At 37.9% G+C, this 22616-nt stretch carries 21 protein-coding genes; 7 read left to right on the top strand and 14 right to left on the bottom strand.

Annotated elements, in window-relative coordinates:
* Positions 1-9 precede the first annotated feature (9 nt).
* Together ahpC and B1K71_RS09850 are read right to left on the bottom strand one after the other, a co-directional pair.
* Positions 10-579: an alkyl hydroperoxide reductase subunit C gene (gene ahpC / locus B1K71_RS09855; RefSeq protein WP_083954087.1), complete on the bottom strand. Its 570-nt coding sequence runs from the start codon at positions 577-579 to the stop codon at positions 10-12.
* Between the two features lie 409 nt (positions 580-988).
* Positions 989-1486 (bottom strand): hypothetical protein, encoded by a 498-nt coding sequence (locus tag B1K71_RS09850; RefSeq protein WP_077326415.1) that lies wholly within the window; start codon positions 1484-1486, stop codon positions 989-991.
* A 238-nt stretch (positions 1487-1724) separates the two neighbouring features.
* On the opposite strand from B1K71_RS09850, the gene B1K71_RS09845 reads away from it, so the two are divergent.
* Positions 1725-2663, top strand: coding sequence for an LLM class flavin-dependent oxidoreductase (locus tag B1K71_RS09845; protein WP_077326413.1), 939 nt, complete (start codon positions 1725-1727; stop codon positions 2661-2663).
* Positions 2664-2839: 176 nt separating this feature from the next.
* On the opposite strand, the gene B1K71_RS09840 is transcribed toward B1K71_RS09845, so the two are convergent.
* Complete coding sequence (locus B1K71_RS09840; RefSeq protein ID WP_077326411.1) at positions 2840-3616, bottom strand: class I SAM-dependent methyltransferase; 777 nt, start codon at positions 3614-3616, stop codon at positions 2840-2842.
* A 277-nt stretch (positions 3617-3893) separates the two neighbouring features.
* Here B1K71_RS09840 and B1K71_RS09835 point away from each other — a divergent pair, with 277 nt between their 5' ends.
* Positions 3894-4517 carry a TetR/AcrR family transcriptional regulator gene (locus tag B1K71_RS09835; RefSeq protein WP_175631886.1) on the top strand — a complete coding sequence of 208 codons (624 nt, stop codon included), beginning with the start codon at positions 3894-3896 and terminating at the stop codon, positions 4515-4517.
* On the top strand, positions 4510-4905 hold the full coding sequence (locus B1K71_RS09830) for a hypothetical protein (protein ID WP_077326407.1): 396 nt from the start codon (positions 4510-4512) through the stop codon (positions 4903-4905). Before B1K71_RS09835 ends, B1K71_RS09830 begins: the two co-directional genes overlap by 8 nt.
* Before the next feature lie 66 nt (positions 4906-4971).
* Here B1K71_RS09830 and B1K71_RS09825 read toward each other — a convergent pair whose 3' ends face one another.
* From B1K71_RS09825 to B1K71_RS09790, 7 genes are all read right to left on the bottom strand, one after another.
* A complete protein-coding gene (locus B1K71_RS09825; RefSeq protein WP_077326405.1) occupies positions 4972-6162 on the bottom strand; it encodes an MFS transporter in 1191 nt (396 codons plus the stop codon).
* 95 nt (positions 6163-6257) lie between these two features.
* Positions 6258-7061, bottom strand: a complete 804-nt coding sequence (locus tag B1K71_RS09820) for an arylamine N-acetyltransferase family protein (RefSeq protein ID WP_077326403.1) — start codon at positions 7059-7061, stop codon at positions 6258-6260.
* Positions 7062-7170: 109 nt separating this feature from the next.
* Positions 7171-7734, bottom strand: coding sequence for an AAA family ATPase (locus B1K71_RS09815; protein WP_245799230.1), 564 nt, complete (start codon positions 7732-7734; stop codon positions 7171-7173).
* Between the two features lie 240 nt (positions 7735-7974).
* A complete protein-coding gene (locus tag B1K71_RS09810) occupies positions 7975-8496 on the bottom strand; it encodes a cysteine hydrolase family protein (RefSeq protein WP_077326401.1) in 522 nt (173 codons plus the stop codon).
* Positions 8497-8615: 119 nt separating this feature from the next.
* A complete protein-coding gene (locus B1K71_RS09805; protein ID WP_428848870.1) occupies positions 8616-9281 on the bottom strand; it encodes a class D sortase in 666 nt (221 codons plus the stop codon).
* Positions 9282-9299: 18 nt separating this feature from the next.
* Complete coding sequence (locus tag B1K71_RS09800) at positions 9300-10841, bottom strand: SpaA isopeptide-forming pilin-related protein (protein ID WP_077326399.1); 1542 nt, start codon at positions 10839-10841, stop codon at positions 9300-9302.
* Positions 10842-12046: 1205 nt separating this feature from the next.
* The gene (locus B1K71_RS09790; protein WP_077326397.1) at positions 12047-12736 is read right to left on the bottom strand and encodes a DUF421 domain-containing protein; all 690 of its coding nucleotides are present in this window, start codon (positions 12734-12736) and stop codon (positions 12047-12049) included.
* A gap of 590 nt (positions 12737-13326) precedes the next feature.
* Between B1K71_RS09790 and B1K71_RS09785 the strand changes: the two genes are divergently transcribed.
* Positions 13327-13608 carry a hypothetical protein gene (locus tag B1K71_RS09785; RefSeq protein ID WP_077326395.1) on the top strand — a complete coding sequence of 94 codons (282 nt, stop codon included), beginning with the start codon at positions 13327-13329 and terminating at the stop codon, positions 13606-13608.
* A gap of 318 nt (positions 13609-13926) precedes the next feature.
* Positions 13927-15990, top strand: coding sequence for a catalase (locus B1K71_RS09780; RefSeq protein WP_077326393.1), 2064 nt, complete (start codon positions 13927-13929; stop codon positions 15988-15990).
* Between the two features lie 232 nt (positions 15991-16222).
* Here the strand turns inward: B1K71_RS09780 and B1K71_RS09775 are convergent, their stop codons facing one another.
* The 3 genes from B1K71_RS09775 to B1K71_RS09765 all read right to left on the bottom strand — a co-directional run bounded on the left by B1K71_RS09775 (position 16223) and on the right by B1K71_RS09765 (position 19542).
* Positions 16223-16435, bottom strand: coding sequence for a hypothetical protein (locus B1K71_RS09775; RefSeq protein WP_175631885.1), 213 nt, complete (start codon positions 16433-16435; stop codon positions 16223-16225).
* An 875-nt stretch (positions 16436-17310) separates the two neighbouring features.
* Entirely contained in the window at positions 17311-17871 is a 561-nt protein-coding gene (locus B1K71_RS09770; RefSeq protein WP_077326391.1) for a methyltransferase family protein, read from the bottom strand.
* A 651-nt stretch (positions 17872-18522) separates the two neighbouring features.
* The gene (locus B1K71_RS09765; RefSeq protein ID WP_077326389.1) at positions 18523-19542 is read right to left on the bottom strand and encodes an alpha/beta fold hydrolase; all 1020 of its coding nucleotides are present in this window, start codon (positions 19540-19542) and stop codon (positions 18523-18525) included.
* 122 nt (positions 19543-19664) lie between these two features.
* Between B1K71_RS09765 and B1K71_RS09760 the strand changes: the two genes are divergently transcribed.
* Together B1K71_RS09760 and bla are read left to right on the top strand one after the other, a co-directional pair.
* Positions 19665-20558 (top strand): LysR family transcriptional regulator, encoded by an 894-nt coding sequence (locus B1K71_RS09760; RefSeq protein WP_077326387.1) that lies wholly within the window; start codon positions 19665-19667, stop codon positions 20556-20558.
* Between the two features lie 333 nt (positions 20559-20891).
* Complete coding sequence (gene bla / locus B1K71_RS09755; protein ID WP_077326385.1) at positions 20892-21815, top strand: class A beta-lactamase; 924 nt, start codon at positions 20892-20894, stop codon at positions 21813-21815.
* A gap of 200 nt (positions 21816-22015) precedes the next feature.
* Here the strand turns inward: bla and B1K71_RS09750 are convergent, their stop codons facing one another.
* On the bottom strand, positions 22016-22492 hold the full coding sequence (locus B1K71_RS09750) for an SRPBCC domain-containing protein (RefSeq protein ID WP_077326383.1): 477 nt from the start codon (positions 22490-22492) through the stop codon (positions 22016-22018).
* Positions 22493-22616: the final 124 nt, after the last annotated feature.

Raw genomic sequence — 22616 nt, 5'->3', positions numbered from 1 at the left:
GTATCCCCCTTAAATTTTTCCTACGAGGTCAAGACTTGGTTCAAGTGTTTCAGAACCTTCTTCCCATTTTGCCGGGCAAACTTCGCCAGGGTTATTGCGAACATATTGTGCTGCTTTAACTTTGCCGACAAGTACGCTTGCATCACGGCCGATACCGTCTGCATTAATTTCAGCTGCCTGTACGACACCATCCGGGTCAATAATGAACGTACCGCGTTGTGCAAGACCTAAATCTTCGTCCAGTACATCGAAATTACGAGTAATGGTTTGTGAAGGGTCACCAATCATTGTATATTCAATTTTATTGATTGCCTCTGAATGATCGTGCCATGCTTTATGAACAAAATGTGTATCTGTTGAAACGGAATATACTTCCACCCCAAGATCTTTAAGTGTAGCATATTGGTTTTGAAGATCTTCCAGCTCAGTAGGACAAACGAATGAAAAGTCTGCCGGATAAAAGCAAACAATGCTCCATTGTCCTTTTAGATTCTCATCTGTTACTTCTACAAATTCACCTTCAGTGCTTTCATAAGCCGATGCTTTAAATGGTTGTACTTCTTTTCCAATTAGAGACATAAATATTTTCCTCCTGCTATGTTTTTTAGTACATACTGTTGACAACTTTAAATGACACAAAATCATTTATTTTTATTGTCTAATTATAATAATTATAATGTGATTATCACATGGATTCCGAAGTTAGTCAAACAGAATACTTCATTCCAGAGTCCCTTCCTATTGTTATTATAGTATATGTAGTGGCCAGTTATACCTTAGCTGGTTGAACAGGCCATTTATTGTTTAGATGACACAATAATATTCTCAATTATTTTTAAAATTTATCAATTATGATTATCTTTGAAATATGCAATATTGTCAGAATTAATTTTTAGATTGAGATGATACCGGCTGTGCTTTTACAAAAAATAAGCCGATTGATTTTGAAAACCAATCGGCACGAGTAAGATTATAATTTACTATTATGTTATGCATTTACTGTATTACTTGCCTGACTAGCATGTAATTTTTTCATGGCAAACCTTGCAACTGGCTGTGCTATTAACGTCTCAACCCAAAATGCAATAAAAAAATTACGTGGCCAGTCATAAAAGAACGTTTGAATCGGTTCCAAACTAATTTCTTTCATACCAATCCAGGATCCGATAATTGTCAGTAAAATGGACAAAATGGTTACGCTAAACAGTATAGTAAACAATACTCTTGCATTAAAACCGTCCGTTGATTTAACGAACTTTGGCACCAATTTATTAACAATTGGATTTGCAATAAGCGTTACCAATAGAATGACACAAATCCATACAAATGGGATGACCTGTAATGTTTCAAAATAAATCTCTTTATGGAACCCGAATTCAAATCCCATAATAACAGGGGCAATAATGTTGACTGAAAGGATTGAAATGATGGCAAGGAATAATATAAATTCCTTGCCATTTCGAGGTAATCTTGTTTCTTCATGCATCATTAACATCTCCACAGATAATATTTCAGATGGCAGACGTATCATGAAGACATATATTTTTGGTTAACAAGAGCAGAACCAATATCTCTACACACTGATAAAATAGATTTTATCATTTGTATGAATCTAATTTCAAGTAGTTAACTGTTTTTTTAACCTGAGTATTTCCTCTGCAAATTCCCCATAACTGTGTCATCATTAACCTATCTGCAAACAACCGATGAAGGGAGATTTCAAAGTGAAACTCAGTGTATTGGACCAGGCACCAATCCCGAGGGGATCCACCCCCGAAGAAACCCTAAACAACACCCTGAAATTGGCCAAATCCACCGAAACATTAGGTTATACGCGATATTGGGTGGCAGAACACCATAATACAAATGGACTTGCGAGCACATCACCGGAAATACTTATTACACGCATTGCCTCACAAACCAATACAATCCGAATCGGTTCCGGAGGGGTTTTACTTCCACAGTACAGCCCCCTTAAAGTTGCAGAGAATTTTAAGATGTTGGAAGCACTCTTTCCCGGCAGGATTGATTTAGGGGTCGGCCGTTCTCCAGGAGGAGCAAAGAATACACGGTTAGCACTGACAGATAGTATCAAAAAAAGCATGACAGCTTTCCCCGGACAATTAAAGGATTTACAGGGATTTCTGCATAATACATTGCCGAAGGAGCACCCCTATCGTATGGTAAAGGCCACACCGAGAACTAAGACGGTTCCACCGCTGTGGGTGCTTGGACTTTCAGATAGAGGGGCCGCCAACGCTGCCAAGAACGGAACAGGATTCACATTCGGTCATTTTATTAATCCAGCCAATGGACTGACGGCAATGGAGACATATCGGGAGAAGTTCCAACCCTCCCCCACCCTGGACAAGCCTCAAAGTAATGTATGCATTTTTGTCGTATGTGCAGACACACATGATGAAGCAGAGGAACTTGCATTAAGTCAGGACAAATGGTTGTTGAATGTTGGAAAGGGCGCTGATACAAAGATCCCTTCTATGAAGGAAGTGAAGAAAAAAGCATTTCGGCAGGATGAATTGGAAGAAATCGCAAAAAACCGCAAGCGTTGTGTGATTGGAACCCCGGAAGAAGTAAAAGCAAAATTGGAGATGCTAAGCGAATATTATCGGACAGATGAGTTTCTAATCATCACAAATATTTAAGACTTTGATACAAAAGTTAAATCATATCGGCTGCTGGCAGAGGCGTTCGAATTAGAGGGGGCTAAGGGTTAAGAACAGGTTTTTCATAAACACACATGAATTCCCGCCCCTTTAGGAAAAATGTCGCATACATTACTGTTCTATTAGATATTTGCGCCCAACATATCCAATACAACCTATTTTACCGCCTTCCAAATTGTCCATCTATCTTTTTCAATTATTCCATTATTTGTGGATATCGATTTGTCAATATGATCAATTAATAACTGTAATTCAGCATCATTTAATTCATGTAATATACTTTTTCCTGTTCTTTTACTTAAATCTTGCAGCAATTGATCTTTACTTTCGAACACTTGTCTTACTTCCCACAGAGTGACTTCTTCCATATTTCTGAAACCAGCTGCTTGAAGGGCTTCGTTTACAAATTGACTGCTATATCTGCGGTTTGTTTCCTTTTCCATTAATCTTGGAAAAAGTTCAAAGAAATAACCTCTGATATGGTTATCATCCCCCTTCAACGCACAGTCTTGGGGAGTACGATCCTGAACAATATATACTCCATCATCCTCCAATACCCGATACGCTTCGTTGAAACAAGTCTGTAAATCTTTAATATGATGTATTAATGCTCTTGAAAGCACTAAACCAAAACTGTTACTGTCTAACGCTGTGTCTAAGGCATTCCCTTGCACAAATGAAATCATTTCATATTCTTTGCAGTTTTCCCTTGCACCTTCAAGGATTACTTCGGAAAAATCCATACCAGTAACAGAATCTGCCTGCATATCCGCTAGCGCCTTAGAGTAAATTCCCCCGCCGCAGCCAATATCTAAGACATTAGATATATCCTTAACAGATACTAAGTCATTAATTATTTCAGTCCATGAAATATCAGCTTCTCGCGTAGTATAAGTATTGCGATTTTTTTTACTGTGAAAATCAATCCCCACTTAACATCCCTCATTTCAGTGTAATTCGTGAAAATCTTAATCATTCAGCTTCCACCTTTGTTCAAGAAAGAAATCATTCTTCTAACAAATACTATCTACACCTATTTGTTATTCGACAGTAATTCCTCATTTCCTTTTTTGTGCACCATTCATGCTCAGTATCCAGTTAGTTGACAAACCGTCATTCCAAAACATTGACAAACCAAGCTTGCATTTATACAATGACTTTAAAGTCATTATATGGATTAAAATTCATTTTTTGGAGGTACATTCAATTATGGGTTCGAGGGTTTCTTTAAAACAAAAGCAACGCGAGGATAGAGAACGTCTTATTTTGGATTACGCAGATAAGAAATTGCTGGAAAAAGGTTACTATGACGTCAGTATGGGGGAAATCGCTAATGGAGTCGGTATTGCTAAAGGTACATTATATTTGCACTTCCCAAAGAAAGAGGATCTTGTTTATACGTTGGTGAAGCCCAAGATGCAGTCGTTTCTTGGATCCGTTGATCAGGCAAAAGATCTTCCCGACAGTCCAAAAGAAAAGCTTGAATTTATCCTGCAACGCGAATTAGCTGGAGCCTTTTTTCAGTTTTTACTAAAAAGCAGCACTGACATCACTACAATCTTCAAATCCTATGAAACAGAAATTAAGGAAATTCTAAGCAAAATTTTTGATAGTATACACGAGATGTTAGACGAGGGGAAACAATCAGGTTTATTCGACCCCGACCTTCCAATAGAGTTTATGTCTTCAGCTTTTATAAACTTGTTTGAGCCTCATTTATACCAGGAAATGGTGGTAGGAAGAAAAATGCCGGTAAAGGTGTACATTCAACATACTGCTAATCTATTTTTTAAAGGCATTATGAACCCAAGGGAGATGAAAAGTCATGAATGATAATACCGTTGAAACCATTGAGACTGCAGAAACATGGATTGATCTTTCCAATCAAAAAAATTTGGAGGAATTATCAAACATAACATCTCCTGATCTGGAATTAATCGGACCCAAAGGAACAGGAGTAATAACTCATCAGGATTTGGGCGAGTGGATTGAACGGGCTAATTTACAATTGGCAACTATTGAAAGGTATGCAAAGGATCACTACACTGTATTCGTGCAACACGGAACTTGGCTTAATGATGATAACACAATCAAGGGTCAGGATATTGTATTTACTGTATTTAAGGTAGTCGATCAACACGTTAATTTTCTTGCAAGGTATGATAATAAAGAAGATGCCTTTAAGATTAGCGGCCTGGGTATGGGAGATAAAATCAATTAATAACATGGAGCTGTTGTACATTCATGCCTTTTTTCCGGGATAGTCCTTTACTTTTATTAGGAAGTATTAATGCCGACGAGTTAATAAGAGGATCGAAGCAATCAGTGCAACTAAAGCAATAACAACACTAAAAACAATGCCCGCTACCTGTATTCCTGTCCATTTTGCAAGTAAGCCCACACCAACTACAGGAATGGAAAGTGCAATATAAGCTATCGTAAAAAAACTGGAGGTAACCTCACCACGCTTACCGGAAGAAGTCTTTGCGTTCACTGAAGCAAGTCCCGCGCGAAAACTGAACGCTTGACCAACTCCTGAAATAATTGCACCGATAAGCAATATTGTTAATGAACGAGATAATAATGAAATACCAACAAAAATAATTCCAATAAATAAGATAGCACTGCCTAACGTTAGCACAATATGATTAGAAGTGTTTGTTAATAACAACTGTCCAACTGCAGAAGCACAAAAAGTTGAAAACACAATCATACCCAAAACGGCCTTATTGTCCAAATGGATTACCTCTTGCAGAAAGGTGGGCGACACCGCTGTAAACAAACCAAGCATAGAGAACCCTGCAAATACTGGAATCACTGCGCGAATAAATGTAGCGCGGACCTCCGGGGGAACAAGCAGCTTTTGAACCTTCAATTTAGCTTTTTGTGTTACCTTTACCGGTTCCTGCATGAACCAAATCGCAAGAAATGCTGGTATAAGTATCACAAAATCGACAATAAATACAAGACGTATAGGATAAGAAAGGTATTGGGCCAGAATACCGGCAAGAAGTGGTCCCAGTCCTAATCCCAGCATATTAACCCCACTCGCAATCATAGACGCTTTACCTTGTTTGTGGCTTGGTGCTAAATTGACCAAGGTTGCGGTAGCGGTACTCGTAAATAATCCGGCAGATAAACCGGATAATACACGGCCGATAAACAAAGATGTTATGCCAGCCGCAAACAAGAACACAAGTGAACTGACTGCAGATAATATGACACCCGGGATTAATATATTTCGGCGCCCAATACGATCAGATAGTTGACCAAATACAAGCAGTGCCCCAATAACACCGATTGCGTAAACAGCATAAATAATTGTTATCATTAAAGGAGATAACCCGAATGTATCCCCATATATTGGATATAATGGTGTCGGAAGCGTTGTACCTATCATAACTACTAAAAATGCATATGAAGCACCTATAAAACCCATTTGACTCCTAACAGCCCTTCTTTCCTTCGTATGTGACATTCGACATCATCTCCAAACCCAAAAATCCGGCAAGTTGCATGGCATTTTTTTATAAATTAAATCCACTAAATTGATCAGCCATTTGATCGTCAATTTTAATTTTCGGTGTTGTCAGTTGTATTTTCCAAACGGTCTATTTTTACATGTAAGTCAAAATAGTCTTTTAATAATTGTTGATAATTATCTTTTGTTACTTGTATTTTACTCTTTTTCTCACGCTGCGTAACGGTTACGTTATGTTCAGACATGGTTACACGGCCCCATTCGTTTGGTTTTGTAATTACGAGTTTTTTTACAAAAATAGAGTTTTCATTATGCTGGTTATACGTTAACGGGCCTTCAAAATCTGTAATACTTAGTGAGGTTAAAGTACCTTCATATAATGTACGCCAATGATCATCAAGCCATTTTTGCACATGAAAATGATCTTGATCCAGATAAATAGCACGATAACAACCATTCGTATCATAAATCACATCCGCATCGTTTTCATTCCCTAACGGCATCGCATGCAAAGGAAGGTCTCCAAAACCAACATCAGCCACATAGGGCCTGTCCAAATAAACAACTATTGACATATGAGAACCATTCATACTCCTGCCCCCATTAGGAGTATGAATGGTTGCTGACACAAGATGTGCATGGAACCCCTTTTTCAATAAATAATGATAAAACAGTGTATTCATTTCATAACAAAAACCACCACGCTTATGAAGAACTATCTTCTTATATAAGTCCTTAATATCAACGGAAATAGGCTTTTGATTTTGTACATCGATGTTTTCAAATGGAATCGTCAGCATATAACGTTCCATGTAGTGGTTCAGTGTTTTTATATTTACTTCGTTAAACTGTTCAGTATCTATTTTGAGATAAGATTCAAACTGTGCAATATTCATTATTTCTTTCCTCCTGGCTGAATTTCAGCGATTCCCACGCCCTAAAAGGCAATTTGGGGCTGTTCTTTATTCCGGAATTGCGTCCATTCGTATATCTGGAGACTATAATTCATAAATATTGTCCTGTCACTGATGATTGATTTGCTTTAATATCATTTGGTGTCCCTTCTGCAATAATATGTCCTCCTTTGACACCACCTTCTGGTCCAAGATCAATGATCCAATCACTCGCATTAATCATATGGATGTTATGTTCTACCATGATAATGGAATTACCTTTATCGATTAATCGATTGAATAATTCTAACAAATATCGAATGTCATAAGGATGCAGACCTGTTGAAGGTTCGTCTAATAAGAATAGACTTTTTTGTTTATTTTTCTTCATTAAGGAAGTAGATAACTTTAATCGTTGACCTTCTCCACCAGATAATGTTGTAAGTAATTGACCAAGTTTTAAGTAACCCAATCCGATTTCGGTTAATAATTTGAGGACTTTATGAATTTTGGATTCATTTTTAAAAACATCTAATGCTTCCTCAACTGAAAGCTCTAGGCAGTCATTTATATTGTAGTCATTGTACGTAATATTGAGGATGTGTTCTTTAAAGCGTTTACCTTTACACGTTGGACAGACAACTTCCATATCATTAAAAAATAACATGTTACTCATAACAAAGCCAAGCCCTTCACATGTCTCACAACGTCCACCATTTGTATTGAACAATATGACTGACACTAAAAAACTAACGGAAAAAAATGAAGTGCTGCTATTAAACCTGCACTCCATTTCGGACTGACATTTTCCTTTTAATTATATATTAAACATTCCACTTTTATTCCGCGACCTTGCCCTTATGTAAAAACAGGCACAGCTCTTATTTGATAACTGCGCCCTTCGTTTAATGAAGCCCTAATTAGAAAACTGAATCTCTCTAGTTTCTTTAAGATCAGCAAAGTTATTACCCAACACTTTATTGTGATGGTCAATGATTTGTTTCGCACTTAGGAAATCGGAATCCCATGTCCCATGGGCATTTTTGACAAGTGTAACCTTATAGCCGAGACTAAATGCACGGCGACACGTAGTATCTACACAACACTCGGTCTGATTTCCGGTCACAACAAGACTTTGGATTTCTTTTGTTTTTAGTTCGTCCTGTAGATTCGTTTCATGAAATGAATCCGGTGTCCACTTTTGAATAACGGTTTCTCCTTCTTTCGGTCTAATGGACGAATGAATCTCCCAGTCATGAGTGCCATTCACAAGCCCACCATCATTATGTTGGACAAAAACAACTGGAACATCAGCTGAACGGGCCTTTTCAATTAAATATTGAAGGTTTCCTAGCAGTTCTTTCCCTTTGTATACCGGGTTATATTCGTCAAACATCTCGTTTTGAGCATCAATAACCAACAAAGCAGTCTTTTGCATTTTTATCCCTCCATTTAAATTAATTGTAATAAACAAGTATTCGACATTCTTTATAATAATCCTCCCCAATTGTTTTGAATAACAGGGGGACAGTAATCCTGTCCCTCTTGTCAATCAGCTTATTTAATTAGTTTGGATTGGATGATATATCGCTTAGGTGCACTGCCCACATAGTTGAATGGATAGCATGTTGTCAGAGTCAATATGGATTCGTCTTTCTTTACAATAACAGTTCTATCGTCAGGGTCCGTTATCCATATTTTTGTAATTTGATAATAATAGGTTTTCCCTTTGAATTCCAATGATAAGCTGTCACCCTCTTCAAGTTCTCCCAGTTCCGTGAAGACTGTATCCCGATGGCCGCTTAACACAGTATGTCCCCCTTTTAAATTGGGAACTGTTGTCCATTCACTGACATACATGCCAACGCCTTTACGAAGCGCCTCCGTACCAGTACCCCAGTACACCTCAAACGCAGAATCAATTTCGGGAATTATTAGTTCCGCTACATGTTTGCCTCTCGAAAAATCGCCTTTAAGTGTTGAAAAAGTCTTAGATGTTTGCGCGCCTTTTTGACCTGACCCGCTTCCACTATCGTTCTGTTGCTTTTTCGAAATCGTCCTTTTTTCACGTTTCGACAAATCCTTCTTGCCTGTGGATGCACTTACATCAATTGCTTTAACAGATTGGGAGCTTTTCCACCATTCATAGGTGTTCCAAGCACCGAACACTAATCCAAAGGCTATAAGTGCAATTGCAAAGAGTTTTATTTTTGACCCCACTATTATTCCTCCTTTGGAAAATCAGTTAATTCGTTTCTTCCGGAAAAATAATAAAACTGTACCAGCAATCGCAATTGCAAGACCGACAGCAGCATTTGTCAGGCTATTACTTGATGTCACCGGCAATTTTCCGCCTATTTGCTTCTTATCCCCTTTATCATTGTTTCGATCATTATGTTTCACCGGTGATTCTATATCTTTTTCAATTGCTTCGTCCGTAACCTTCTTCCTAATCATTTGTCCTTCCGATTTAATTTCAAAAAGGAATATATTTTCATTCAAACTGTAACCTTTAGGAGCCTTTGTTTCTTTGAATGTATATTTGCCATATGGTAGTTTGATAGAAGCGATGCCATCTTCATTCGTAACTAATTTGGATACTTCTTCACCCGCTTCATTATAAATGGTGAATTCAGCACCTTGTAATGCCTCCTTTGTTTTGGCATCTATTTTTGTAATTTCCAGCATGCCTTGAATGCGTTTGTTTTTAACAGTTAAGATTGTCTTTTTGCCATTTTTCACTTGAACATCATATGCCGTTTGGTTTAGTGCATATCCCTCCGGTGCCTTTGTTTCATGTACCGTAAAATGACCTGGACTTAAATTTTCAAAAACAACCAGCCCATCTTCATTTGAAGTACCTTCAACAATAAATTCTCCCTGACTGTTTTTAACCTCAAATGTTACCCCTTCAACCGGATTCCCCTGCTTGTTAACTTTCTTGACAACAAGATCACCTGCTGCTTCCCATGACACGGCGACTTCTGCTGATTTATTTTTTGTAATTGGAATTAATTCAACAACATCCTGAACATTGTGAGACGTGCCTTCATACGCCATCGTCGTTGTTTTTTCTAGTGCGCCGTTGATTGTAATGGAAAAATCACCGCTTTTTGGGGCACTAAAAATTACTCTAAAACCTTCTCCAACCTTGAACTTTTCTTTTGCCACACCATTTTCGTCAACGACTTTTGTTCCCTTTGGTGCTCCATTCAAGGAAACACTATACGTTCCCTGATCACCGCTCACCCGAATAACCGATGTCATATATTCTCCATCAGACAAGGTTGCTTGAACCTGCGCACTCGATACATTCAGTACAGCTGTATCTGAATTTTCAAGTTGCCCGGCCTCGTCCAGAATTTTTTCTACTGCCTTTTTAATATCTGTATCATCAAAACGCAGATCCGACCAGTCAAAAGCCCCGCTTGCAATATACAAAGCAACTTGCGTGGCATAAAGCGCCTTATTTTCACTCAATCCCCAATGATTTTGCGGATAACCAACGCGCAGCACATTGGCTTCATTTTCGCTCACTGGACCGATTGGTTCAAGGTTTTGTCCATTAGGCGTATCATAATTTGGAGACAAGCAATAAACTAGGTTTCCGTCCACATCCTCCTTCACATATGTATAAAGCCACCCGCTGTTATCGTTGCGCCAAACCCAATCTTCCCCCAAAGGATCGGATACAGGATTAAAAACTTTTGCAAAACTGGTTTGTGCAAATACACTGAACAGCAGCAAAATTAACCCCAATGCTAAAAATACTTTCTTCCCCATGTAACAGCTCCCTTTCCCATAAAATTGTTAAAACTCAACATATTCATAATACAAAATAATTCCAGTTATTACCACAGTAATTCGTAATATTTTGTAATTAAATATTAAAGGTAATGTAAAATGGAAAAGAAAAGGAATTAGCTTTTCTCCTTAAAAAGCTAATTCCTATTTAAATCCAATCTATTCATTCTCTACTGCTGCTCAAAGTATTCATTTTGCAGGAATACACATATGAATGTTGCCATACCGTTCACTTATAAATAAGAATCTGGGTCATTGTTCGAATCTGAATTAGAATTGGAATCCGAGTTATCGTTCGAATCCGAATTAGAATTGGAATCTGAGTTATCATTCGAATCCGAATTAGAATTGGAATCCGAGTTGTCGTTCGAATCTGAATTAGAATTGGAATCCGAGTTATCGTTCGAATCCGAATTAGAATTGGAATCTGAGTTATCGTTCGAATCTGAATTAGAATTGGAATCCGAGTTGTCGTTCGAATCCGAATTAGAATTGGAATCCGAGTTGTCGTTCGAATCTGAATTAGAATTGGAATCCGAGTTATCGCTTTGTTTTGTCCTTATTTCATTTAAATTAAACAATAATTCACCATCTAGGTTTTCTTTATTATTATCTAGCTTTTTTAAGTGGTTGATTATCAGCACCTCCTTTATGAGTTAGATACTTTCCATTACCCTTTATCAGTATTTTTAATCGAATATTCACATAACTCGAGTAATTAATTAACTATTATACAACTCCTTCTTATCTATGCTTATAAAGGTATTTCCTCCTTCAAAAACACCAAAGTTAGGCTACTGGTCGGTTCAAAACATAAAGCCATTTAGTCATTGAAGTTCGTCCTTATCGACATAGCGACCATAATCAGGAACAGCGTACGCCACGTGTGTTCGAAAAAGTGGTGTTAATCAAAATTATACGATTCGTTGGGGAGATGTAAATGATGGAGCACTAAAAATCTATTTGCTGTTTTTGAATGATGGAATCGAACGTGGAGCGCATGACGTCAAACTTCTCAATGTCCCCTTATTGGGGATAGCGCCATATTGTAGTGGAATTGATAATGAAGAGATATAACAGTATATTCGAAGCTTATTCAACGTTTTCAACTACAAAAGCCACCACTTGCTGAAAGTCTCTAGCTTAGCGGTTTTTGTATTAACTATCTAATAGCTCACTAATGGTCATCCTGATACCTGTTCAAAGGTTTGCACAAAAAGCCCATCCCCTTCCAGCCATTCAGCAAGAAAAACATTTTGAAAGTTTTCTACTCCCTGGTTTTTCAGCTCATTTGTTAACCAGTTCAAGTTCTTCCCAATTTCCGCTAATTCGTCATGCAGCATTTCACCATCACGGATTAGCGTTACAGGAACGTACACTTTTTTGGGGGGCAACTGCATATCATCCTGCTGCACTTTCTGTTTTGGTGTTTTTTTCAAAATACTGATCGAGCCGTTTGCCTCGAGATAACAATATGCAACTTCCCGTATTGAGAAGGTTTCGGATTGACGCAGAAGGCTTTGAAGCTGATTAATATTCATACGATTCTTTTTAAGCTGATCGCGATTGACAATGCCGTTTCGAATCAAAACTGATGGCTTACCCTCAGAAACTTTTCGAAATAGCAAGGACTTCTGGCCAAGAACTTCTACAATAAAAAGCATAATAGCCCATAATGTCATGGAAAAAATAATATATTCGACTCCGACCTTCCTATCATAAAGGGCATTCCCCAACAGCTCACTCAGAACAATCGCCGCGATAAAGGTGAACGGTGTAATCTGTTCAATGATTTTTTTGCCAAGTATTTTAACCAAAATAAACAGAATGACAAATCCGGTAATCAGTTCTACTGCCAATGTTATAAAGCTCATATGCACCACTCCAATCCAATAATCTGTTATTATACTTGCCAAGTACGCGAATTTTCAACCGGAGTGGGCATATGAAATCTCACCCCTGCGTGGAACGGGTAACCATATAGAGGGAAAGAATCTTCATAAATTTTATCCTTTAACTATAAATCCTTATTCTATTGAATGGCCCTTATATTCAGTTTGGGTGCCAATAGTTTTCCTAATTATCACCATTACTGCAAAGTCAAATCAAGATTTTCTATGCCATGAAAAAGAAAGGAAATCCAAAAACGGGCATCAGACACATAAGGAATTGTTGGATTTCCTTTCAAATATGCATATACCCCGGGCATTGCATTGACTAAAAAATTCCTTCATCTACACGTCATCTAAATTTTTATAAAAGGTTTCCCCAGGGTTCTTTTTATCCTATGCAAACCCTACGTTTTAATTTCCGTTTGTTTGTTCATTTTGTTAGTGGGTTCCTAGTCAAGTCAATTGAAACAACGTTGCTTTTAACACCATTAATTTCCATAAATCTCGCCCTGAATAGATGAAATGAAGTTGTAAATAATAAAAGAAATAATATTGATATTGAGGTGAATATGATGAGATTAAAGAAATTAACAATGGGTGCTTCTACTGTAATACTGTCCTCCGGGTTACTGTTTGGGTGCGGGGCTCCAAATTTAAACGATGATCAGGAATCAGATCCTACTGAAGAGCCTTCCGAGCAACAAGATCACAACGATAATGACTCAGATATTAATGAAGACCCATTAAAAAATGAAAATATTCGAGGCAACCAGGACCAAAACGATCAAGATAAAAATGACCAGGACGACAATGATAAAGATTTAGATGATATATTACAACCAGGACACCAATAAATGGGCTTTTTTGTATTTATTTAGGTGACGAGAGTAAATAGTTCCAAAAAAGGCTGACATTTTTTCATGCTTGCAAGTAGCAGCGACTTTTCTAACGGTTCCGGCACATTAATTTTATCATCATATAAACCAATCCTTAACTGACCGGAAGAGCTCATCTGCCTAAAAAAAAGCATTAGGTTCTTTCCTTTATAAAAACGCCCGCTTCCTGTTTTCCTTGTACCTTCGCCTTCCATCAGCTATTACGCTGTGAATATATACATAACCGTCTACACATATTATAGGTGTTAGATTCAGTCATTAAGGATAGGTGATTAAATGGATAATTCAAGAAACATTAAAAAAGGGACTGGCAAAAACAGCGAAAGCCTCAAAAATGAGCAATTGAATCAGTATCGCGTTAAAAACACAGGGAATCCTATGACCACAAATCAAGGAAAAAAAATTTCAAATGATGAGCATCAATTAAAAGCAGGTGATCGGGGCCCTGCCTTACGAGAAGACTACGAATTCTTCGAAAAAATGACTCGTTTCGTCCGGGAAGAGATCCCTGAAAGAGTAGTCCATGCAAGAGGTTATGGAGCCCATGGGGAATTTGAATGTTATGAGTCGATGAAGCAGTTTACAAAAGCCGGATTTTTGCAGGAACCTGGAAAGAAAACTTCTGTTATTGTTCGTTTTTCTACCGTACAAGGGAGTAAAGGTTCTAAGGATACAGCAAGAGATATGCGTTGCTGGGGCACGAAGTTTTATACCGAGGAAGGAAATTACGATCTGACAACAATAAATATGCCCGTTAAAATTATTCAAGATTCGATGAAATTTCCGGATGCGTTACATGCGTATTTCCCAGAGCCGGATACGGCGATGCCGCAAGCGTCTGCCGCTCACGATAATTTTTGGGATTATGTAGCCAATAATCCGGAATCACTTCATCAGGTGCTGTGGATCATGTCGGATCGGGGCCTTCCAAGAAGTTACCGTATGATAGAATCATTTTCGATTAACACTTACTTATTTGTGAACGAGCAAGGGAAAGAAACCTTTGTAAGATTTGTATGGAAACCTGTCCTTGGTGTTCATTCATTAACTCAGGATGAGGCACAGAAAATCGGTGGAATCGACCCGGACTTCCATCGTCGCGACCTGCGGGAAGCAATTGACCGTGGTGATTATCCCGCATGGGAATTGGGTGTCCAGCTGATTCCTGTGGAGGATGAATTCAATTTCGATTTTGATATTCTGGATTCTTCAAAGTTTTGGCCAGAAGAAATTATCCCGGTACAATTGATCGGAAAGATGACTTTAAATAGAAATGTTGATAATGAATTTGCGGAATTGGAACAAGTAGCATTTAATCCTGCAAATGTCGTCCCGGGAATTGACTTTTCCAATGATCCCGTCCTTCAGGGCCGGTTAATTGCTTATCAAAGTGCTCAATACCATCGACTTGGAGCAAATTTTCAAGATTTACCAATCAATCAACCAACCTGTCCGTTTCATAATAATAATCGCCGAGGCGCTATGAGATATCGAATTGATGTTGATCAAGTCAACTACCATAAAAATTCGCTAGCAAATAATACTCCTAACACAACACCCCCGGAGGAAGGAGGTTATGAGCATTATCCAAAAAAAGTAGATGGACAGGCTATACGTGCCCGGAGCGAGTCGTTCAAAGATTATTTCACACAACCAAGGATTTTTTGGAATAGCATAACACCTATTGAAAAACAGCACACGATTCAAGCGTTGAGTTATCAACTTGGTAGAGTAAAAAGTGAATCTGTCCGACAGCAAAACGTTAATACGCTAGTAAACGTGGATAAGGAAATGGCTGGCATTGTCGCTGAAAATATTGGTGTTGACCGCCCAAGTGGAACCCATGTACAAGTTGAAACAAGTTACCCGTCGCTTAGCATGGCCAATTCCCCTTTTTCCGCATCAACACAAAAAGTAGGAGTACTGATTAATGATGATTTTGATAATGAAGAGGTGGCAAATGTACTGAATATATTAAACCAATCCGGAGTTTTTGTTGACATTATAAGCGAAAAGCTTGGCACGGTCACTGGTAGAGATGGTACAAAACTCAAAGTTGATTACACTTTTATCACAACAAGTCCTTATTTACTTGACTCTGTTTATGTTGTTGGTGGAAGTTCCACAAATCAAGCAAAATTTAATTCAGATATAACGTATTTCACACAGGTAGCATATAAACACTATAAACCAATTGGTGTTGCCTCAACCGGACAGTCTTTTATTCAGGCATCGGAAGGAAATAATCTACTCGGCGTCGTTTCAGCTGCAAATAATCCTAACTTTGCAAAGGAATTTGTTTCCGCAATCACGCAACAACGATTTTGGGATAGAACATAATTTATCTTAACAACTCCAGGGAAATAACGTTTGTTATTTCCCTTTATTTCTCAACAACCTCAAAATACAGCTCTCTTATCAGTATGTATCTTTAGATTTTTACAATTAAGTAATGAGTCCGGTTCAATTCCGAAATCATGCCCAATTTTTTTAGCACATATCCTAAAAAGAAACCGGTAATTCCTTCAAGCCCCGCATCAACATTCCTGGCCGCCATTGCAACGTTTCTGAGTCAGTATTCAACCGCAAATCCGGCATTCGTTTCTACCCTTAACGGAAATGTATCTTTAGGTGTTCCTATAATCCAAAGACATTCATCCTTCCAAAAAAACCACACCGGTGATTCCCTTGGTCCTTTCAGTGAAAGTGTTGAAAGATGAGCAAACAATGGCTTCTCTAAAAACTGATCTAGATCAAAACTTCTTTCCCCTTTTATGATCTCCATTCGTTTTAGCCTCCAATCTATAAGATTATCTTATATATGAATAGTAGCATTGTTTAAGATGATTCCTAATACACATTTTAACCATGCTTTAACACTATATATTCAGATATGAAATGATCATCTTTTACCAGTGGTTCTATACCTGCTCTGTCTATTTCAATATTTTCCTTCTGCTCTCCATAGAACACCATACTTAGGCTCCTTACCCTTAGACTAGCCTCCTACTTAGGAGGCCGATCGATTTAACCAGATCCTGATCCGGACCCGGAACCACTTGCAGAATTACTATTGCTGTTAGTATTGCTTGATGATGAACTACTGCTTGCCGGAGATAGATTTCCAAAGTATATCATGGGCTGACCCTCCTTTCTATGTATTTCAGCATTATTTTAATTGCTGTAATTTTTAGCACTTTTACAACTGGTATTCCACGTATTAAATAATTGAAACAAAAGTATTCTTAAAATTATGTTTACTCGTAAAGGGTTTATATTAAAAATCAAGTGCATACTATTCTAATACAGATAATTTCTGATTTTACAAAAGGCTAAAAGAAGGAATAAGATGTTACCGATAATGTGATAATATATAGCTGCTATACATTTAGTTTCGTATACTGCCAGAAAAAAACAACTAGGCTGGGCACTATTTTTGATTACCCCCATCATTAAATACTGCTGTATATTCTTGGTTTATCAATTCCATCTCCTGCCCTTAAAGGTCATCTTTAACAAATGAAAAAAAGTCAATCTTATTCCACAAAATGGCACTTGTATGCCATATTAGCGCTATTCCTTATTAGTGAATAGGCCCAATTCTGGAACAGTCATTTTTACAATTAGCTGGTATTGCGGAACATAGTTATTACTCCCTTATCAAAGATATCTACGAACTTTTTTACAATACTCCTTGTATTCATTACCATAAATTTTTTCCAAAGAATCTTCTTCACGGCGAACTTGGCGATTAATAAACCAAAAACCGACAACGAAATACAGTAACAATATCCAATTTGGAATAATTAAAAATACCCCGATCAATATAAACAAAAATGCTGTATAGATTGGATTTCTACTAATTGAAAATACACCTGATGTAACAAGTTCATCCGGATGATTCTCATCTATGCCAACACGAAAACTTTTACCAAATGCGATTAGGCTAAACAAAAAGATGATAAAACCAAGAGTACAACAAGCAATACCTATCCAGCTTACAACCATACTTTTAAATAACACAGTCCCTAACGCCGGAAGGTCAATAACAGATGTCAATACAATATAAAAATACAATAGAACAAATGGTATTGCGATGTAATCCTTTTTATCCATTTCACCAAACTTCATCGCTTCAATCCCTTTAACTCGCAAGATAGCAACACGGGAAAGTACCATTATAATAACTAAGATAAGCGTGGTTATCGCAAAATACCCCATTATATTCACCTCCACTCCCACAATCCCTAATATAAGGGCAGATATTCACTTCGACTCTAGTATTCCAAACAACAGAAAATTATCTTATCCTTTTCTTTCAAAAAAGTTCTTATTTGACATTTTTAGCAATACTGTCAGGATTGGGTTGGTTCTTGAGAAGTTTCTGTATTGGTTTAATTGCAGTTTCAACGCTTACAATTCTCATGGTAATGTCGCCAAAATCAAAATTAATTTGAACTCCATCATCAGGATAACTATTGAGGTATACAAATTTATACAATCCTTCTGTAATAAACACTCCATCAATTAGAGCACTACCAAATGGGTGCTATATTCAATAAAATTGTGGCAGAAGGCACCTGATGCCGGGCACATTAACAAATGGTAGCCCAATCAGGGCAAATCCTCGAATTAAATCAAGTACATTTATTCGATCTGTAGTCATTGTTGGTTTCATTCTCATTCCCCTAATCTTGTACACATACTCTATAACAATAGTGTATTAACCACATAATACACATCCCATGTATTATACGATTAATACACTAAAAAATCAACACTATTTATCACTGAGCCTTATTAGAAAAAAGTGCCCGTTTGCAGTATACTTATGACTTATGCCTTAATTAGAAATGACGGAACGCCTCTGATTTATCCGTTTGCACCATTCGCCAACAGACGTTTTAGGTTGTCATCAATAAATTTATTATCGGCATTATTGATCCCGCGACCGGCAAAATGACCCCAAATCGATTCTATTGGATTAAAAATAGCATTAGGTATAAGCTTAGCCTCGTATTCGTTATCATCCGCCGTGCAAAAGAGATCGGTGCTACTTGTCATGATGCAGGCAAGCGCTGTAATGCTTTTGAGCGCCTTATCGAAATTCCCGTTATACGTGGGATTTGCACTAATATCTGCAAATTGTCCTGTCCATAACATGGCCAGGACATTGTGCGGATCCATATTCATAAAGCTATTTTCCCAGACACCAGTCATAAAATCTGCCAATGAATTATACCCCAGCTCACGATAAAGTTCCTCTCTATAAAACGCCTGCGATACGCCCCAACCCGCATAGACATGGCCAACGGCGCGCATGTCTCCAGAAGTTAATTGGTTTAATTTACTTGAATCGAAGCCAACTGCAGCCGTGAGCGCTGCTTTCATTCCGTCAAGTACCACATACGTATGCGGCCAAGTCTTAGCAGCACCATCAAAAGGTGCAATTCGTTCCACCATGTCTGGATAACTTGCTCCCCATTGGAATGATTGTATACCTCCCATTGACCATCCAACGACAAGGGCAATCTTTTTAATACCGAATTTTTCGGTCACCAGCCGATACTGTAATTTCACATTGTCATAGATGGTTACATGTGGAAAATTAACCCGGTCAAACGGGGAAGGTGTGTTGCTGGGGGACGAAGATAATCCGTTGCCCAGCAGATTTGGAACGATGATAAAATATTTTTCAGGATCCAAAGCCATTCCATTACCAATTAACCACTCGTTGTTTTCATGTGTATCTCCAAATGCAGTAGGGTAAATTACCACATTGCTTTTGTCTTGATTTAATGTTCCATAGGTCTTAAATGCGAGAAATGCGTTAGGCAACGTCTCGCCGGATTGGAATGTAACACTCCCAAGTTCAAAGACTTCATAATTCATTTTAACGGACCCCTTTCATTGATTTATTTCTATAGTCTTTAGTATAAATGGATGTTATTATCAATAAAAGTAAACATTTTTGAAATGGTTATTCAAAAAAATTGAAGGAAGGATGAAAACTTATGGAAATACGCCAGCTTATGACCTTCAGAACGGTTGCCTTCACACTAAACTTCACCCGTGCCGCCGAAGCACTCAACTATGTTCCATCGAATGTTACGATGCAAATGCAATCCTTGGAAGAAGAATTAGGTACTCAACTCATTGACCGATTAGGAAAACAAATTGTCCTTACTGACGATGGAAAAAAATTCTTATTACATGCAGAAAAGGTGTTAAACAGTGTGGATGAAGCACATTTGGCTATGAAAGAAAATGAAGAATTAACGGGTACTCTTACCATCAGTGCCAATGAAATTCCCGGCTCATACCGTTTACCTGCCGTTTTACGGTCTTTTCGCGCTCGTTACCCTGGCATACGGGTAATCTTTCGCCCTTTGGCTAATGAACAACTTAAACAAAGTCTTTACGAAGGAAAAACGGACATTGTTTTTATGTTGGATGAATCTTTTGGTTCAACAAACCTTATGATTGAACCTTTAGTTGAGGAACCCTTTCTCTTTCTCGTTGCGCCAGACTATCCACTTGTAAAACAGACATACCTTCGTCCAGAAGATTTCCAAGGGGAACCGTTTTTGCTTACAGAGAAAGGATGTCCCTATCGTACACTTTTTAATCGAACCATAGAGCAACAGGGAATCCATGAAAGTATGACCAATTTGGAATTTAGCAGCGCAGAGATGATCAAACAGTGCGCAATGGCCGGCATTGGTATTGCCTTTTTACCTGGAATAGCCGTTAAGGCTGAGCTGGAACGTGGCGAATTGATTTCCCTCCCTTGGAAAATGCCTAACCTCCAGGTTGTTACCCAAATGCTATGGCATAAAGACAAGTGGCTTTCACCTGCAATCAAGGCGTTTTTAGAAATAACCAGAGACAAAATCACCTCAAAATAAATTTTAAGGTGATTTTGTCCCTATAGAAAATTCCTTCCTACCCTCTTTAATTTTTCAGCAAGATGTTCTTTCGTCTTTATTACGCAACTGCTCCCAATTCTGGAATAGTTTTATTCATGGTTAGCTGCAATTATATAGTTAAATATTATTGGAACCAACATAATCTCCCCCCTTAACTCAAACTATTAATGAAACTTCCTTTCAGTAATAATTCTGCCAAAATTTAAAGTGTATTTCCTTATAATACAAAAGATCCCTTGACAATTTGATTACACATGTAGTATTGTATTACAAATGTAATCAATAGTTTTTTGGGAAAAGAGGGAAACTAAAATGAAACTTCGAGAAATGGTTTTTCATAAATATAAATCTAAAAAAACCGCAACCGTACTTATACTCTCATGTATAATTCTAGCAGGTTGTTCGTGGAATAGTGATCAGTCAAATCAACCGAAACAAATGAACTCAAATCATAAAGATTTTGACAAACTTGAAAAAAAATATGATGCGGATCTTGGTGTTTACGCCATTGATACCGGCACAGGTGAAACGGTGACTTATCAAGCCAATGAGCGATTTGCTTACGCATCAACTATAAAAGCTTTAACCGTGGGAGTGCTGTTACAACAAAAATCAATATCAGATCTTAAACAAAGAATCACCTATACACGTGATGACCTCGTCAACTATAATCCAATCACAAAAAAGCATGTGAATACAGGCATGACTCTTAATGAACTTTGCGATGCTGCCCTTCGATACTCTGATAACGCTGCAGAGAATCTTATACTTAAACAAATAGGCGGTCCAACTGGGCTAAAAAAAGCCCTTAAAAAAATTGGAGATGAAGTTACCAATCCTGTGTATTTTGAGCCAAAGTTAAATGATGTGAAACCAGGAGAAACGCACGATACAAGCACACCAAAAGCTCTTGCAATCAGTCTTAAGAAATTTACATTGGGTGACGTCCTTCCAACCAAAGAACGCCAACTTTTAACAAATTGGATGAAAAAAAACACCACCGGAGATACATTAATTCGCGCGGGAGTCCCAAGCCAATGGGAGGTAGCTGATAAGACTGGCAGCTCGGACTATGGTATACAAAATGACATTGGTATCATTTGGCCACCCAAAGGTGAACCGATAGTACTTGCTATCCTTTCTCATCGTGATGAAAAAGATGCTGCATCTAATGATAAGCTTATAGCTCAGGCAACTAAGAAAGTGATTAACGCTTTTAATGGCAACCATGAGTAGGAGCTTGGTACTTTGTTTGAATTGGCATTTATTTATTATGCAGGTTTCCAGTGTTAATAATTACGAAAAGACCCAATTCCTATTATTATATTTAAGAAAAAATTGAGTTTTAATTGTAGTATAGTTTTGTTTTGTCTAAAAGATTATTCCTGAATTGCGCCAGATCGTATTGCTTAAGGTCGATACTATTTATAAGTTTGTCATTCAGTAAAAATAGCGAGATTCTCCAGTGTGGACCTTAAACCAGTGTCGTGATCCTCCTTTTTTATTCCTTCAGGTACGTTCTCACAAACAATAGTAACCTTTGTACCTTCTGAATAGGTTTCAAAGAGCCATTTTTGTGTCATCTCACCCGAAAAAGCTGGGTCCTCGGAATCGAATGTTACTGATTGCACTATTCGTTTGTCTGGAATCAACTCCAAAAAATTCCCCTGGGCTACGTCCGTGTTTTCCGAAGTCTTGCCAGGAGTTAAATGATCTATTTCGTAAGTGAGGATCACTCGATAAGTTCCGCCTTCGCGGGGGTCAAACATGTCAATATGACCCGACATTCCTTTCGGTGGAAGCCACGAAACCAATGCTTCCGGATTTAAGAATGCCTGATAGATGGTTTGCGGTGTTGCCAAAATTACTCTTGAAGCAGAATCTGTTCTCCTCTTACTTGATGCATTCTCCATGATAAAATCCTCCTTATTGACGTTCTGTCACTGAGTCAATTTTTTTAAGTTTATCACATATGAATGTTAAAACTTTCTCCTCAATTGCTCAACACTATGGTCCTAGAAAGTAATAATAGGCGCA

The organism is Virgibacillus siamensis, from assembly GCF_900162695.1.
In the GTDB taxonomy this organism is placed as follows: domain Bacteria; phylum Bacillota; class Bacilli; order Bacillales; family Amphibacillaceae; genus Lentibacillus; species Lentibacillus siamensis_A.
The sequence above is the reverse complement of the archived record's forward strand: the minus strand, read 5'-3'. Positions and strand labels throughout refer to the sequence as shown.

Excerpts from the sequence above, each read along its gene's own strand:
- B1K71_RS09780 (WP_077326393.1), top strand. The coding sequence starts at position 13,927 with ATGGATAATTCAAGAAACATTAAAAAAGGGACTGGCAAAAACAGCGAA.
- B1K71_RS09830 (WP_077326407.1), top strand. The coding sequence starts at position 4,510 with ATGAATGATAATACCGTTGAAACCATTGAGACTGCAGAAACATGGATT.
- bla (WP_077326385.1), top strand. The coding sequence starts at position 20,892 with ATGAAACTTCGAGAAATGGTTTTTCATAAATATAAATCTAAAAAAACC.
- B1K71_RS09750 (WP_077326383.1), bottom strand. The coding sequence starts at position 22,492 with ATGGAGAATGCATCAAGTAAGAGGAGAACAGATTCTGCTTCAAGAGTA.
- B1K71_RS09825 (WP_077326405.1), bottom strand. The coding sequence starts at position 6,162 with ATGTCACATACGAAGGAAAGAAGGGCTGTTAGGAGTCAAATGGGTTTT.
- B1K71_RS09835 (WP_175631886.1), top strand. The coding sequence starts at position 3,894 with ATGGGTTCGAGGGTTTCTTTAAAACAAAAGCAACGCGAGGATAGAGAA.
- B1K71_RS09810 (WP_077326401.1), bottom strand. The coding sequence starts at position 8,496 with ATGCAAAAGACTGCTTTGTTGGTTATTGATGCTCAAAACGAGATGTTT.
- B1K71_RS09785 (WP_077326395.1), top strand. The coding sequence starts at position 13,327 with ATGAGATTAAAGAAATTAACAATGGGTGCTTCTACTGTAATACTGTCC.
- B1K71_RS09800 (WP_077326399.1), bottom strand. The coding sequence starts at position 10,841 with ATGGGGAAGAAAGTATTTTTAGCATTGGGGTTAATTTTGCTGCTGTTC.
- B1K71_RS09790 (WP_077326397.1), bottom strand. The coding sequence starts at position 12,736 with ATGAGCTTTATAACATTGGCAGTAGAACTGATTACCGGATTTGTCATT.
- B1K71_RS09820 (WP_077326403.1), bottom strand. The coding sequence starts at position 7,061 with ATGAATATTGCACAGTTTGAATCTTATCTCAAAATAGATACTGAACAG.
- B1K71_RS09770 (WP_077326391.1), bottom strand. The coding sequence starts at position 17,871 with ATGGGGTATTTTGCGATAACCACGCTTATCTTAGTTATTATAATGGTA.
- B1K71_RS09850 (WP_077326415.1), bottom strand. The coding sequence starts at position 1,486 with ATGCATGAAGAAACAAGATTACCTCGAAATGGCAAGGAATTTATATTA.
- B1K71_RS09815 (WP_245799230.1), bottom strand. The coding sequence starts at position 7,734 with ATGAGTAACATGTTATTTTTTAATGATATGGAAGTTGTCTGTCCAACG.
- B1K71_RS09765 (WP_077326389.1), bottom strand. The coding sequence starts at position 19,542 with ATGAATTATGAAGTCTTTGAACTTGGGAGTGTTACATTCCAATCCGGC.
- B1K71_RS09775 (WP_175631885.1), bottom strand. The coding sequence starts at position 16,435 with ATGGAGATCATAAAAGGGGAAAGAAGTTTTGATCTAGATCAGTTTTTA.
- B1K71_RS09760 (WP_077326387.1), top strand. The coding sequence starts at position 19,665 with ATGGAAATACGCCAGCTTATGACCTTCAGAACGGTTGCCTTCACACTA.
- ahpC (WP_083954087.1), bottom strand. The coding sequence starts at position 579 with ATGTCTCTAATTGGAAAAGAAGTACAACCATTTAAAGCATCGGCTTAT.